The sequence below is a fragment of the Fibrobacter sp. UWCM genome, assembly GCF_900129735.1.
Lineage (GTDB): Bacteria > Fibrobacterota > Fibrobacteria > Fibrobacterales > Fibrobacteraceae > Fibrobacter.
On sequence record NZ_FQWR01000010.1, the window covers coordinates 79887 to 93762 of the forward strand.

Annotated in this window: 13 protein-coding genes; 2 read left to right on the forward strand and 11 right to left on the reverse strand. The window is 54.6% G+C overall.

Annotation, left to right across the window (positions count from 1 at the left end; translation table 11 throughout):
- Window positions 1–5 precede the first annotated feature (5 nt).
- Window positions 6–218: a hypothetical protein gene (locus BUB22_RS08485; RefSeq protein WP_073114756.1), complete on the forward strand. Its 213-nt coding sequence runs from the start codon at window positions 6–8 to the stop codon at window positions 216–218.
- A 68-nt stretch (window positions 219–286) separates the two neighbouring features.
- Here BUB22_RS08485 and BUB22_RS08490 read toward each other — a convergent pair whose 3' ends face one another.
- The 5 genes from BUB22_RS08490 to BUB22_RS08510 all read right to left on the reverse strand — a co-directional run bounded on the left by BUB22_RS08490 (window position 287) and on the right by BUB22_RS08510 (window position 5143).
- Window positions 287–1012: an NUDIX domain-containing protein gene (locus tag BUB22_RS08490; protein WP_073114784.1), complete on the reverse strand. Its 726-nt coding sequence runs from the start codon at window positions 1010–1012 to the stop codon at window positions 287–289.
- A 45-nt stretch (window positions 1013–1057) separates the two neighbouring features.
- Window positions 1058–2125 carry a hypothetical protein gene (locus tag BUB22_RS08495; protein ID WP_073114785.1) on the reverse strand — a complete coding sequence of 356 codons (1068 nt, stop codon included), beginning with the start codon at window positions 2123–2125 and terminating at the stop codon, window positions 1058–1060.
- A 31-nt stretch (window positions 2126–2156) separates the two neighbouring features.
- Window positions 2157–3074: a hypothetical protein gene (locus BUB22_RS08500; RefSeq protein ID WP_073114757.1), complete on the reverse strand. Its 918-nt coding sequence runs from the start codon at window positions 3072–3074 to the stop codon at window positions 2157–2159.
- Between the two features lie 7 nt (window positions 3075–3081).
- Entirely contained in the window at window positions 3082–3747 is a 666-nt protein-coding gene (locus BUB22_RS08505; protein ID WP_139258874.1) for an STAS domain-containing protein, read from the reverse strand.
- A 76-nt stretch (window positions 3748–3823) separates the two neighbouring features.
- Window positions 3824–5143, reverse strand: coding sequence for a PorV/PorQ family protein (locus BUB22_RS08510; RefSeq protein WP_175547269.1), 1320 nt, complete (start codon window positions 5141–5143; stop codon window positions 3824–3826).
- Window positions 5144–5266: 123 nt separating this feature from the next.
- Between BUB22_RS08510 and BUB22_RS08515 the strand changes: the two genes are divergently transcribed.
- A complete protein-coding gene (locus BUB22_RS08515) occupies window positions 5267–6244 on the forward strand; it encodes a tyrosine-type recombinase/integrase (RefSeq protein ID WP_073114786.1) in 978 nt (325 codons plus the stop codon).
- 72 nt (window positions 6245–6316) lie between these two features.
- Here BUB22_RS08515 and BUB22_RS08520 read toward each other — a convergent pair whose 3' ends face one another.
- From BUB22_RS08520 to BUB22_RS08545, 6 genes are all read right to left on the reverse strand, one after another.
- Entirely contained in the window at window positions 6317–7471 is a 1155-nt protein-coding gene (locus tag BUB22_RS08520; protein ID WP_139258876.1) for a hypothetical protein, read from the reverse strand.
- A gap of 5 nt (window positions 7472–7476) precedes the next feature.
- Window positions 7477–8646 carry a hypothetical protein gene (locus BUB22_RS08525; protein WP_073114761.1) on the reverse strand — a complete coding sequence of 390 codons (1170 nt, stop codon included), beginning with the start codon at window positions 8644–8646 and terminating at the stop codon, window positions 7477–7479.
- Between the two features lie 14 nt (window positions 8647–8660).
- Entirely contained in the window at window positions 8661–9845 is a 1185-nt protein-coding gene (gene purT / locus BUB22_RS08530; protein ID WP_073114762.1) for a formate-dependent phosphoribosylglycinamide formyltransferase, read from the reverse strand.
- A gap of 115 nt (window positions 9846–9960) precedes the next feature.
- Complete coding sequence (locus tag BUB22_RS08535) at window positions 9961–10365, reverse strand: helix-turn-helix domain-containing protein (RefSeq protein ID WP_254794690.1); 405 nt, start codon at window positions 10363–10365, stop codon at window positions 9961–9963.
- Complete coding sequence (locus tag BUB22_RS08540; protein ID WP_217650367.1) at window positions 10337–10657, reverse strand: type II toxin-antitoxin system RelE family toxin; 321 nt, start codon at window positions 10655–10657, stop codon at window positions 10337–10339. The genes BUB22_RS08535 and BUB22_RS08540 overlap by 29 nt, the downstream gene beginning before the upstream one ends.
- A 203-nt stretch (window positions 10658–10860) precedes the next feature.
- The gene (locus tag BUB22_RS08545; protein ID WP_073114764.1) at window positions 10861–13833 is read right to left on the reverse strand and encodes a type I restriction endonuclease subunit R; all 2973 of its coding nucleotides are present in this window, start codon (window positions 13831–13833) and stop codon (window positions 10861–10863) included.
- Window positions 13834–13876: the final 43 nt, after the last annotated feature.

Below are 13876 nucleotides of genomic sequence, written 5' to 3' on the forward strand. Positions count from 1 at the left end.
AAACCATGGCTTACGTACTCTTGATTCTCGCTACCCTTATCGGCCTTGCCATCTGCGCGTACTTTTTGCGCAAGAACATTCTCGCCATCCGCGAGAAAAACAAGAACGAACCGAAGGCGTACAAGCGCGGGCTCAACTACGTGCTCACGGGCCTATGGTACGGCTACCTCGCCGTATTTTTCATCGGACTAACTGTTAATAATATAGGCAATTGGTAAAAGATCCCCGGTCATCCCCGTCAAGCGAGGACAGGCGCCGGGGATGACAATTGCATCAGTGGTTCAAGCTACTTGCGGGACTCTAGCCAGCGTTCGTACAGGAACAGCGCAATCAGGTTCTTGCCGTCGATAAACTTGTGGGCAGCTTCCTCGTAGGGCAACACTACCGTCCTAATCCATTCGTTCTCTTCGACATACGTCTGATTCTTGCCGTCCATCGCCTTCAACTGTTCCGGCGTCACGTCGCGTTCAATGGCGTACAGGCGAATGCGCTCGTCCAAAAGCCCACAACTGCCCGCAAAGCCTTCCGTCATGCCCTTCCACCAGAATTCAGAAAGGTCGATGAGTTCCGAATCTTCCGCCTTTATCTGCGCTTCTTCTTCAAGCTCAGAAAGCGCCACCTTGCGGTAATCGCCGCTCCAGTCCAGAATCCCCGCGGGTATTTCGAGCGAGGCTTCCTCGGTAATGGCAAGCCTCGGCTGGCGAACCAGCAGCAGGTACTTTTTCCCTTCGCAGCGGAGCACCACGAGCACGCCCACCGCATTCCCGCGCAAGAGCACCACGCCGTGCACGGGCCTGCCATCGGGCAATGTCGCCGTCGCGGTAATCTTGATGAACAGCGGGCGGTGAACACGGCTAAAGTAGTCGACCGAATCCACATGGATGTGCGTCACCGCAAAATCCTTGCGCGCCTTCGCAATCCAGTCCTTGAAAAACGGGCAATCGACGATTATCTGGTAGTCACTTTCGGGAATGTCCGTCGCGAACGAGTATTCGATATTATCTTGTAGCATCTTTACTTCCAATAGGTTCCGCGAAGAATACGACATGCAAACGATTTACTTTGCCGGCGCGACCTTCGCGGATTTCCAGGTACCGTAGAGCGAATCCGCATCGAGGGAATCCGGGAACACGCGGTTGCGGCCCATGTCATAGATAAACACGTCCTTCAGTGCAGAAGGCCCGCAGGCGCTCTCGGACTCGTCAGGAACCATAAGTTCACGGATAAAGTTCACGTTCTTCCCCAGCGCGTATCCCGCCACCCGGAAGGAATTCATCGTGGCGCATTCGGGAATCTCCTCTACATAGTAGAGGCTCGTAAACCACACGGTATCGGCGCGTTCCTGCACAGGCCCGACCGCAGAAGAATCGTTCACCCAGCGGTTCGCCACGCAGTAGGTGGAATCGTCGGACGCGCACGCCTTGCGGATAGGCACGAGGGCAGTATCGGTAAGGCTCCAGGCCATCGGGAACAGCGTATCGTTCACGACAGAATCGCACATGTCGATGCGCAGTTCGCAAGAAGATTGCATCGCACGCCAGTAAAACACGCGCGGGTTGAGGCTATCGAGCACCTTCAGGACCGAGGGAGAATCCTTGGTGCGGAGCGGGAGCGAAGAAACCGTATCGAAGAGGCTATCCACGTAGATGGCGAAAGTATCGAGTTCGAACTTGCCGCGACGCAAAAGAACCGTATCGAGAACGTTGCCCTCGTCGTTACGCACGCGGAGAACCGTCGCATCCCCAAATTCTTCGGCAGGGGGCAACAGCTTGATTACCGTATCCGGGTGGAGGAACGGCGACGGGCAATCCTTACCATCGGACTCGATGATTATCTTCGGGAAAAACACGAGAGCGTCACCTTCGTGCGAGGTATCGATTTCGATTCGCTTGAGCGCGCAGTTGGAATAGCTCCAGAGGCTGTCTATCCGCAAATAGAGCGTATCGGACACGAGATGGATAAACGAGTTGGAATCGAATTCGGCAATGCGGAAAAAGCCCGTACCCACGAAGGAATCGTCTTCTGCAGATACAGGAATCGCGCCATCATCGTCGCGGGTACACGCGGACACGCAAAGCAAGGCCGCGACCGCAGCAAAAATCCCGATGATAAACGACTTGCGCACCTGCACTCTCCGAAATCAAACCGCCCTAAACCTAGAGCTCAATCTTCTGCAGGAATTTAGCAATTTCCGCGCTGTCGAGCGGGTGCGTCTGCGAATACAAATCGGCCCAGCGCACGAAAAACCCGTTGTGCCGCACCGTAAGGTAGAACGTCGCGCTATCCCTGGGAGCAAGGCGCCCCACGATGGAATTCATGTCGAGATATTCGCCCTCGAGGAACGGGACCGTATCGGCAGGGTTCACCGGGTACATGCCCGACATGCGCGAGGTCACGTTGTTGCCGTGATCCAGTACGACGAACTGGCCCAGTGAATCCTTGCCCGACGAAAGTACGATTCCGGGCAGAATCGGATGTATGGGAGCCTCCCCGATTCCAAGCATCGCGTCCATCGCGAGGAGCGATTCCTGGCCCTCGAAATCGAAGTCACCCGTAATGGTAAGCGCCGACCAGTCCAGCGGCTGCCTCGGGCATAGTCCGGGATAGCGGCACCCGTCGGCGATATCGACCCAGTAATAAAGCGAATCCTGACCCCTCACGTGAATGAAGGTACGTACAAGCGAATCTTCCACCTGCACGAGAACCGCTTCGGAAAAACGGTCGCGCGGGGCAACCCAGTGAAGTTTCGGGTGCATTGAATTTGTCTGTGACGCTATGTAGCGCAAAAAATCGTTCGGCAGGTAGAACACGGAATCCGAGACGACCCAGGAACACTGGCCAAGACCGTTCTTGAGTTCAAAGGCCTTGCCGCGCATAGTTTCGCACCGGGATTTCCAGTCGCTCGCCTCCACAACAGTCGAACCCGGCAACAGCTGCACGACCTTTTCGGCAAAGCCAAGACGCACGAAAAGCACCACGGCCACGCAAAAAAGGAGAATGCGCACTACGGGGTAATTGTAGCGCTTGGGCTTGTATCTTTTTTTACAGCGATGTTCCGAAAAACCTTCAGACATCCTTCAATCACATCAAGAAGAAGGCCGCAAGGCCACCGAGAACAAGAAGGACGAGGATGATGAAGAATACAGTTTTTCCCGACGAGGATTCCTCTTCGAACGGCATGTTCATGCCCTTCGAGGCAAGTTTTTTCTCGTCTTTCACGACAGCGTTGAAGCTCTTGGTGAACCTGCGGTTGTGGCCCGTACGGCGCTCGGAACGGAACTCGCCCGACATCGAAGGAGCCTGACCGCCATTCTGCGAGGCGACAGGAACCGCTTCGGGTTCCGACGGAGCGGCAGGAGCCTGCTCACGGGGAGGCAGTTCTACAGGATCGTGGCTATGCAACGAGAAAGTCATCATTTCGGCTTCGGCACCGAACACCTTGAGCGTACGGTCGAGCCCGGCCTTCTTCAGACCGTCAGCGATGGTCGCACTGTTGCTGAGGAGCGCGAGCATGCCTCCCTTGCCCGAAAGTTCGCACTGGAACTGGACAAAAGCATTGTAGGCATCGCTGTATACAAAATCGAGACCCATGAGGTCGACCGCGACGAACTTGTCGTCGGGGTTGTCGTCTATCAGCTTGCGGACATCTTTCTTGAACTGTTCGGCGTCAAACGCCCCTATAGGGTTGAGAGGGGCAGACAAAAGGTCAAAAATGCCAACTTCACGATAGTTCTTCAATTGCGTCATGGTAAGAAATATAAACTAAAAAATGGTTAATGTGCAAAAAATCACAGACAAAAGTTAAAAAAAAGCGAAAAAACGGCTACTCCTCCCAGTACACGCCTCCAGAGGGCGCGGGTTCAAGAACCTCGTCGGAAGATTCTTCCACTACGGGCGCCTGCGGGGCGGGAGCCTCAGGGGCTGGTCCGGCAGGCTGGCTGGTTGCCTGGCTAGCCTGTTGTCCGTCGGCTTGGCCCGCGGGTTGAGCGGCATCCTTGGACGCGCCTTCCGGAGCGATTTCATCAGGGGCGTCGGGTTCGGCGCCGAGCAGGCTGCTACCCGCACTGCCACGCCTTGCTGCTTCAGGTTCAGGCTTGGGCGCATGCGCAAACAAGTAGGGGCTCACGCTTATGCTCACGCGATGCACCGGAGAGAGAACCGGGTGCGACTCGAACGCGTAATCGACCCGCAGGAACTTCGCGATGGTAAGCCCGGCACCCGCGGTCACGCTCTTGAAGGTGGTAAAACTCGATAGGCCCGCACGCACGCTGAGCCCGAAATCAAAGGCGAACTCGATACCGCCGCGGCCACCCGAAAGCCAGTCAAGCGGGCTTTCCCAGATGCGGCCCCCCACATCGTCATCGGTCTCGTACCCGAGCGCGCGCGCCTCGCGGTGGAGCAGTCCCGCGCCCTGCCAGTAAAGGTTCAGCTTGCCATACAGGTAGGCGACAGGCAGGGAGTAGCTCGCCGCCAGGTAGAACTCGGGCGCGGAGTACTCGAACTCGCCCGACTCCCATGTAGTCGCAGAAGAAGTCCAACCCTTGAGGAGGCCCGCGACATACAGTTCGTCAACTACGCGATACCGGAGGGAAGCATCGCCCCGGAAGCCCCAGCCCGTCTGGTCCATGTCGCGGTACAGCAGGTGGAAGCCCACCCCCAGGTCAAAACGGCCGAACAGGCGCCTGCCCCAGGTTGCAGAAAACATCCAGTCGTCATAGGAAAGCGTATTGTAGTCGTTCCCCTCGGGGAGCGGTTCGCCCTCGCGTATATAAGGAATGTCGTCGGCGCCAAAACGCGCAAAAGAAATACCCAGGCCCTGGCCCTCGGAAAGCGGGATAACCGCAGACGCAAAATCGTAGCGGGTATCCTCGTAGTATGCGGTATGCGAGAACGACGCCCAGAGGTAGCGTACCGAAGACAGCTGGTGCGGGTTCGAGACAAGCCCGAGGTAATCGCCGTCGACCGCCATCGTAGCAGAACCGAGGGCTGCAGACCGCGCTCCGGGTTCCATGTTCATGGTCTCGTTCGCGCCCGCCACACGGTCGGCGGCAAGGGATGCGCCCGCAAACAGCAGGGAGGCCGCCAGAGCGACCACCGCACGACGGCACGCAAAAGCGACCGCCGCCCGAAAGCGGCAGTTCACAAGAGCATGTGTGTCTAAAATGCGCGCGAGTCTCATACCTTGTCCATAAAATAGATTTTTCGCCGGAGCAAGACCAACCGGAAGCTCCCTTATTATGGTCATTTGTTTATTAAATTATGCGACATGAACCTTCCGGAACACATAGAGCAGTTCTTGCAGTACATTGCGGAGAGGCGGCGCTTTTCGCCCCGCACGGTGGACACCTACAAGAAGTCGCTCGTGAAGTTCCTCGAGCACCTGGGCGGCGCGCCCATACCCGCGCGCAAATCGGGCAACGCGCCGGAAATTGCGGGCATCGAGAATGCGCAGGGAATCGCAGGCATCGAGAATGCGCCGGAACTTTCCGCATTTTCCGAGATGAACGTGAAGGGCTTCGTGTGGGATTTGAAGATGAAGCAGAAACTTGCACCCACGAGCATCTGCGAGCACCTCGCCGCATTAAAGAGTTTCGGCAAGTACCTGGTCCGCTCGAAAGTGCTGGAAACAAATCCCGCCGAAGCAGTCCCCATGCCCAAGCGCCCCAAGCGGCTCGTGAACGTGCTCGGGCAAAAGGACCTCGCCGAAGAGAAGTTCCCCGAAGTCGAGAACCCGACGCTACAGCAGGTGCGTGCACGCATCCTGCTCGAACTCATCTACGGCTCGGGCCTGCGTATCTCGGAATGCCAGAACCTCACGTGGGACCGCATCGACGTTAACGCGAAACTCGTGCGCGTGCTCGGCAAGGGCAACAAGGAACGCATCGTGCCGCTCACCGAAAGTTTCATCGACCGCATCGCGAACTTCAAGCAGATGGAAGCTGAAGCGGGCCACCTCCCCACCGCAACGGGATATGTATTCCTCAGCGAAGACGGCAAGCCGTTCGGGATACGCACGCTCCGGAACGACATCCACGACCTATTGCGCGAAATCGGCTGGGAGGGGAAAGCTAGCCCGCACGTGCTGCGCCACAGTTTCGCCACGCACCTGCTCGAAAACGGTGCCGAAATCATGAGCGTCAAAGAGATGCTCGGGCATTCGAACATCTCCACCACCCAAGTCTACACGCATGTAAATGCAGAACGCCTGCGCGCCGCCTTCAAGAAGACGCACCCGCGAGCTTAGACTATAGAACGGCTCTTCGAGCCTACAGACAAGAGACGAAAGATATTTAGCTTTCTCTCGTCTTTCGTCTAATTAGAAGAAACTTCCCTTGATGCCGACAGCGATGGTCCACTGCTGCAGAATGTCGCCCCAGTCGGGAGCGTTCCATTCGCGCATCGGGCTCTCGTCGTACTCGTCGCTCGGGTCAGCCGCATTCGCCTTGTCGTGTATGGGCACGGAGAGTGCGAGGAACACCGGGAAGTCCGCATCCGAGAACTCGATACCGTAGGCAAGCGCCACGGACCACGCCTGATGATCGGGGTCGGGGCGCGGGTCGTACGTACCCGCCTTTTCGGAACTAATCCAGGCAACGCCCAGAGGCACGGAAAAGTTCAGGCCAAAACTCTGCACTATACCCGGGCGGCCGCGATAGCCATAGGCAACAGACGCGCTCACGGAAGGCGGAGTGAAGGCGCCCAGGTCATTTTCGCCATACGGCTTGAAGCGGTATTCAAAACGGTCGCCATCGTGTTCAATGTTCTTCCAGTAACTGTCATTGAACTCGTTCTCGCCCGAAATCAAATGCATTGCGAACGGGTACGTGAACGTAAGCCCGTAGAGCCAGATTCCCTTGTCGGTATCGCGGCTGTAGTCCCAGCCGAGCGTAAGCGAATACAGGCCCGAGCCCTTCTGGAAACTTGCTGGCAAGATTTCTTCGGAAGCATCCGTACCACGCTTGATGTCGTACTGGCCGGTAGGAATCGTGAGCGATGCAGAAAGCGACGCCGCTCCCCCACTGCCAATCGTCTTGCTAAAGTCAAACGAAATATCACCAAGCCCGCCGGTACTGCGGTCGGTCGGAGCCTGGTTACTGCGGTACTGGACTTCACCCTGGTGCGAAACAAACGGTATGGACACGCCGAGTTTCGTGGACCATGTAGGCTTGATGGAAAAATGCGGGGTGAGCGTGAGGCCCGAGAAATTCTGGCCGACGCTGTACTTGGTAAACACTTCCGTTTCCAGATAGCCGCCCGAAACGCCCTGGCCAATCCACTTGATGCCATCGCTCGCACCGCCACCGGAACCGCCGGCACCGCACCCGCCAATGGATTCCCAGGGGGTAGCGGGTTCGACCGGAGCGTTGAACGCGGCGAGGAACGCGCAGGTAGCGAGAGCCGCGAGAGATGCGACCGCACCGAATTTTTTGCCAAATTTTTTACCGGACTTCAATAAGGAATTCTTCATCATCTACCTCACGGAAGTTCCAGCAAATAGCCGTAGTTTGTACCGGTGGCAAGAAACCTGCCATCGGGAGAGCGCCCGCCAATCATGGGAATGGAGGCGATTTCACGAACATCTCCGACCCACTCTACCGCAAGGTCGCTCGGGGCACCCGCATTCAGGCGAACTTCGCGCATCACCGTGCGACCCACGGAGCCATCCTGCACGGATTCCTGCGTGAGGTCGTTCTTATTGAGCATCTGCGAGCCCTGCGGGAATTCCGTCCACACCACAAACAGCCTGCCACCAAACGAGAACCAGTGCGGCTGTGCGGGTTCCGAAAGCGAGTTCTGCCCACGTTCGATTTTTACCGGCAAAGAGTTCGCGGAAAGTTCCTGGATGTAGGCTTCCCACGTCGTCGGATTCTCGAGCACGTTATAGACGATGAAGTTACCGTCGGGTGAAATCATCGGGGCATCGATGCTCCAGCCGGACTTGCCGGAAGGCCTTGCAAGCGTCTTCGCCTTATCGAGCCCGCCGTTCGCAAAATCGACAAACACAATCTTGTCTTCGTCGTTCACGTAAGTCAGGCGCACCTTGTCGGTGCCAAAGAAGCCTTCCACCGTAGAATCCGCGGCATCCTCATCAACGGAGGCATCCGGCGAAACCCACAGGTGCGGGGACGCCGTCTCGATAATCTTCTTGTCGTAGAACCAGAACCGCTTGCTATCCGACATGCGCACGGCGAAAATTCCGTAGTCCAGATTCTCGCAGGCCTTCTTCCCGTCCAAGTCGTAGGCACGGAGCGCGACAGCGTAGTCGGCGTGCGTACTCCATTCCGGGTCCTGGAACTGGCATTCGCCCGCAGACGTATCGCGCATCATGTACCAGAGCACCTTGCCCGAGGTATCGGAAATAGTCAGGCGGTCATGCTGAATTACCCCGCTTGTCGTAAAGCCAGAATCCGGCGGGGTCACCTTGAGCGTACCGCCAAAGTTCAGCCAAAGCATCGCAGCAGGATAGTTCGCCGTATCCTGGGATACGGAGGGGTTACAAATCTGCTTCTGCGTGTTCACCGGGAAGACCGTCCCGATATCGGACTTACCACTGGACGCGGACTCGACCGATTCGGCCTCGAAAGGTTCCGGCGAGTAGCACGCAACAAGCAGCGCGGGCAGGAGTAATTCAAACAGTTTTTTCATCGACACGTAAATATTTACAGAGTGATCTTCACTTTTTCGCGCATGGCCATGACCTGCGCCTTGGCCTCTTCCACCGTGTCGCGGCGGGCAAGCAGCACGCCCAGGCGGCGGTGGCCCTTGAGTTCGGGCTTGCCGAACAGGCGGAGCGCAGTGTCAGGTTCTGCAAGCACTTCTTCGAGGCCGCCGAACTTCACGTGGTCGGAATTGCCGTCCACCACAATAGCCTTCGAAGCGCTCGGGCCGTGGAACGCGATGTTCGGGATGGGCAGGCCGAGAATCGCGCGAGCGTGCAGCGCAAATTCAGACAAATCCTGCGAAATCAATGTCACCATGCCAGTATCGTGCGGGCGCGGAGAAACTTCGCTGAAGAGCACCTGGTCCTTGCACACGAAAAGTTCCACACCAAAAATGCCGCGGCCACCGAGAGCGTCGGTAATCTTTTTTGCGATGTCCTTCGCCTGTTCCAGGAGTTCGGGCTTCATCGGCTGGGGCTGCCAGGATTCCTGGTAGTCGCCGCCCACCTGATGGTGACCCACCGGTTCAAGGAAGCTGGTTCCGCCCACATGGCGAACCGTAAGCAATGTAATCTCGTAATCGAACGGCACGAAACCTTCCACAATCACGCGGCTGGCATGGCCGGTGCGGCCCTCGTGCTGGGAAATGTCCCACGACTTCTGGATGTCGGCCTCCGTCTTGATGACGCTCTGACCGTGGCCCGAAGAACTCATCACCGGCTTCACCACGCAGGGGATGCCGATTTCCTTGACGGCCTTCTGGAAATCCTCGAAGTTGTCGGCAAAGCGATACGGGCTCGTCTTGAGGCCCAGTTCCTCAGCGGCAAGGCGGCGGATGCCCTCGCGGTTCATCGTGAGCTTGGTGGCCTTCGCGGTCGGGATGACGTTGAAGCCTTCCTTCTCGAGTTCCACGAGCGTGTCGGTCGCAATCGCCTCGACTTCCGGGACGATGTAGTCGGGCTTCTCCAGTTCAATCACGCGGCGAAGTTCTGCACCGTCGAGCATGTTGATGACGTGGCTCCTGTGGGCCACCTGCATGCCGGGCGCATTGGCATAACGGTCCACGGCGATAACCTCAACGCCGAGACGCATCATCTCGATGATGACTTCCTTGCCGAGTTCGCCCGCTCCGCAAAACAGCACCTTCGTGGCGCTAGAACTTAGAGGTGTACCGATTTCTGCCATAAAAAACTCCTTGGTTTAGGAATAATATAGTTATATAGAGATGGTACCGATTTTGCTAAGGTGTTTTATATGCCATTTTACGCCATTGAGCGATATTCCGCATTTTTTAGTACAGTCAGAACCTGAAATACGTTTCGGGCGGAACACCGAAAACCTGGGACAGCTTCGTGGCCATTTTCTTGGATACAGGGCGGCGATCGTGTTCCATCGCGGAAAGGTTCTGTATAGAGATGCCGAGCTTTTGCGCAAGAACATTCTGAGTCCATCCACGAAGCCCACGATCGGCACGGATTGCCTTGCCCGGAGTCATCTCCGCAGACATCTTCTTGTACCAATCGGTGCTTTCAAGCGCAACAGACTCCTCGTCCTTATCATGGCGCTTCTTGACCGGGGCATCATAAATCTTGACGCACTTCGGGAACATGTACTTAAGCATCCCCAAAACGAAGTCGGGAATCTGTTCGCCTTCAATCTTGAAGGAAACCGGCTTCTTAGTGCCGTGCGTAGGGGGCGCTTTCACGACTGCCAACATAGTAGACCTCTATGGTTAAAGTTCCCGATTCATTTTTCCAACATGCAACCCATTTCCTCGACAAATGGCAATGGTACATGTCTACACCGAGTTTGGAATAATTCATAAACGAAGGCTGTTCTGGACCACTTGTTTCCAAAGCCGTCTTCAGACGGAAAAACTTTTCCTGTTCCGGCTTGGGCATTTTATCAAGGTTCTTCAAAGCCTTATGAGTTATTCTAACAGCGTACTTTCTTACAATATACTCAATTTTTGACAAGTTGTCAATATTTTCTTTCATAACAGGTATTTCAAGCCTCCATTTGGCCGCTATTTGCGGCCGGATGATGTTAGAGGCGCCCCCTTATCCTGAAATCTCAGAATAAAAAAAAAGACGCATTTTTCCATTAGACGGAAAAACACGTCGGGCATTAATGTACCTAAATCTATCAAAATTGGCAAGGGGAGCAAGAAAATTTTACATAACCACTGGGGTTATTCATTCTACCCTGCAGCGCCCCTTACCATCGTTCTCGCAGCATTAATCACGCGTTCCACGAGGAAGTTCTGGAATTCCTGGTTTTCTAGGAATATGCGGAAGAGTTCCGAACGGGCGGCCATGTTCTTGACGATAATTTGCTGCAAGGCGTCGCCGCCTTCGATTTGCACGGTCGATTCATCGGCATGCAAAACGGCGTTGGCGAAGCTTTCATTTTCGGCAAGTTCCTTGGGCAGTTCGTCAATATCCTTCTTTACTTTATCCGGATATTCCCAGTCCACACCGCCATAGCGCTGGTTGAATTCTTCCAGAATGTCGCTCAGCTTGACAAGGTCCGGTTCTTTTTTGCCAGCGGCTCCATTACCTGTCGGCACGGGCGCAATTTCGGCATTCTCGTTTTCAAGAGAAATTTTTGCCGCTTCCTGTTCCACAATTCGCAACTGGTCAAAGTCAATTGATTCCAACAAGCCTTCGGTAAAGTCTTCGCGTTTCAGCTTGGGCAATTTCGTCACAAGATACTTGTAGAACGTCCAACGTTTTTCCCAATCCTCACTACCGAACGGCATAATGGCAGCAAGGAAGGTATAGATGCGCACGAAATTCTTCATAGCGCTCTTGCAGGCAATCTGCTGTTCTTCTTGCAGGTCATTCTTGAATCGTTCCACGCACGTATCAATAATCGGGTCCAGTTCTTCGCGCGGAGCAGAACCCAGATATTTTCTGCAATACAAATCAATTTCGGCTTGCGTGTAAATGTTGAATTCATCCAGTTCGAAAATCAGGTCATTCAGTTTATTCGGATCGGTCTCGCCTGCAAGCGTCGTCATCTTGTAATAGCGCTGGAACGATTCCTTGATATCTTCGGGATCATTCGCGAAATCGAGAATGAACGTGTCCTTCTTTTTGGGGTGGCAGCGGTTCAATCGGCTAAGCGTCTGCACGGCCTTGATATCAGTCAAGCCTTTATCGACATACATGGTGTGCAGCAACGGTTCGTCATACCCTGTCTGGAACTTGTCAGCGACAACGAGAATGCGATACGGGTCCACCTTCATGTTTTTTTCGATATCGGCAGACGGGAACTTGTTGATGCTCGCCTCGGTTTCTTCCTTGCCGTGATACATTTTCTTTCCGCTAAATGCAACAACAGCCTTGTACGGACTCTTCATATCCTGCAACTGCTTCGAAATGGCGTAATAGTAATCAATCGCCCTTTCGATTCCGGCAGTCACCACCATGGCACGGGCCTGTCCACCCACCTTGTTCTTGTTGATGACGTTATTGATAAAGTGGTTTACAATGATGGCGGCCTTTTTCTCGACCGTTTCGGGGCGACTTTCCACATACCAGCGGATTTTCTTTTGCGCCTGGTCGCGGTCAAATTCGGGATTTTCCTTTCGCTTGCGGATTATTTCCGATTCAACAACCTTGTAGTAACTCTGGTACGGCGTATAGTTTTTCAGCACATCCAAGATAAAGCCTTCCTGAATGGCCTGGCGCATGGTGTAATTGTGGTGCGGTTCGAATTTCGGACTTCCATCGGGCTGCGGAATCTTTTTTCCGAACATTTCGAGAGTCTTGTTCTTGGGCGTCGCGGTAAAGGCGTAGTAATTCGCGTTCTTCACCATCTTGCGGCCTTCGATAGTCTTGTTCAAGATGTCTTCGAAATCTTCCTCGTTCTCGACATCGATACCGGCAATCGCCATATTCATTTTAGCCGAGAGCGAGCCACTCTGGCTGCTATGCGCCTCGTCAATGATGATTGCAAATCGGCGATCAGCAAGTGCCGTTCCGATTTCCTTGAGAATGAACGGGAACTTGTGAACAATCGTGATGATAATTCGCTTGCCCGCAGTGAGTTCCTTGCGAAGCGTTTCCGAAGAATCCGCCCAGCCGACAATGTTGCCGAGTTGGTTGTAGGCATTGATGTTGTTGCGGATTTGCTTGTCGAGGTTCACACGGTCGGTCACGACGATGATGGAATCCATCAGCTTTTCCGTTCCGCGCAGTTGCTGGGCCAGCATAAAGGCAAGCCACGTAATCGTATTCGACTTACCCGAGCCCGCACTATGCTGAATCAGGAACTTTTGCCCCAGTTCATGCGACTTGGTTTCTTGCACCAGATAACGGACGGCATCAAGCTGGTGGTAGCGGGGCCACACAACCGATTCCTTGACGACTCTTCCCTTTTCATCGGTAAATTTTGCGACCTGAGCCAGGTTTTCAACAATGTAGGAGAGAGTCTGCTTTGTAAGCACATAATCCCACAAGTAGGCTGTTCGCGGGCCACTGGGATTTACCGGATTGCCGGCTCCGCCATCGACACCCTTGTCAAACGGCAGGAACCACGATTCCTTGCCCTTCAATTCCGTGCACATGCGGATGTTGTCGTCATCTACGGCAAAGTGGACCGCACAACGCCTGGGCTGCAGTAGCAATTCCTTGGGATTGCGTTCATTCGGGTTAGAATACTGCGCCACCGCATTCAACACAGTCTGGCCGGTATAATGATTCTTTAGTTCGATGGTGATGACGGGCATGCCGTTAATGAAAATCACCATGTCGATAGACAAGTCAGGGTTCGCGACGCTAAAGTGAACCTGGCGCGTAACGGAAAAAATGTTCCTGTCGTAATAACTTTGTCCCGATTCGCTCAACTCGGACGGAAACGGGTAATACATGTCGAAGTGCGTGGTATTGTAATTGTAGCCCTTGCGGATGACGTCGATGACGCCACGCTTGGTGATTTCGTTCTTAAGCCTGTCAAAGAACGAATGACGGATATGCGGGTTCTTGAAATCTACAGTTCTTTGGACTTTGTCTTCTTGCGTGGAGCAAAGGAACAGCTCCAACTTGTCGCAATCCAAGGCGTAATCGGTGCTGTAATCGGACGGCATACCTCTATAGTAGCCGTTAGTCTCAAGAAGGTATTTTTCGATGAGAGTTTCGAGACCCTTTTCTGAAGTATCCGTCGACATATATCAAACCTCTTTTCTTTTAAGTTCACTGAGCTTGCCGAAG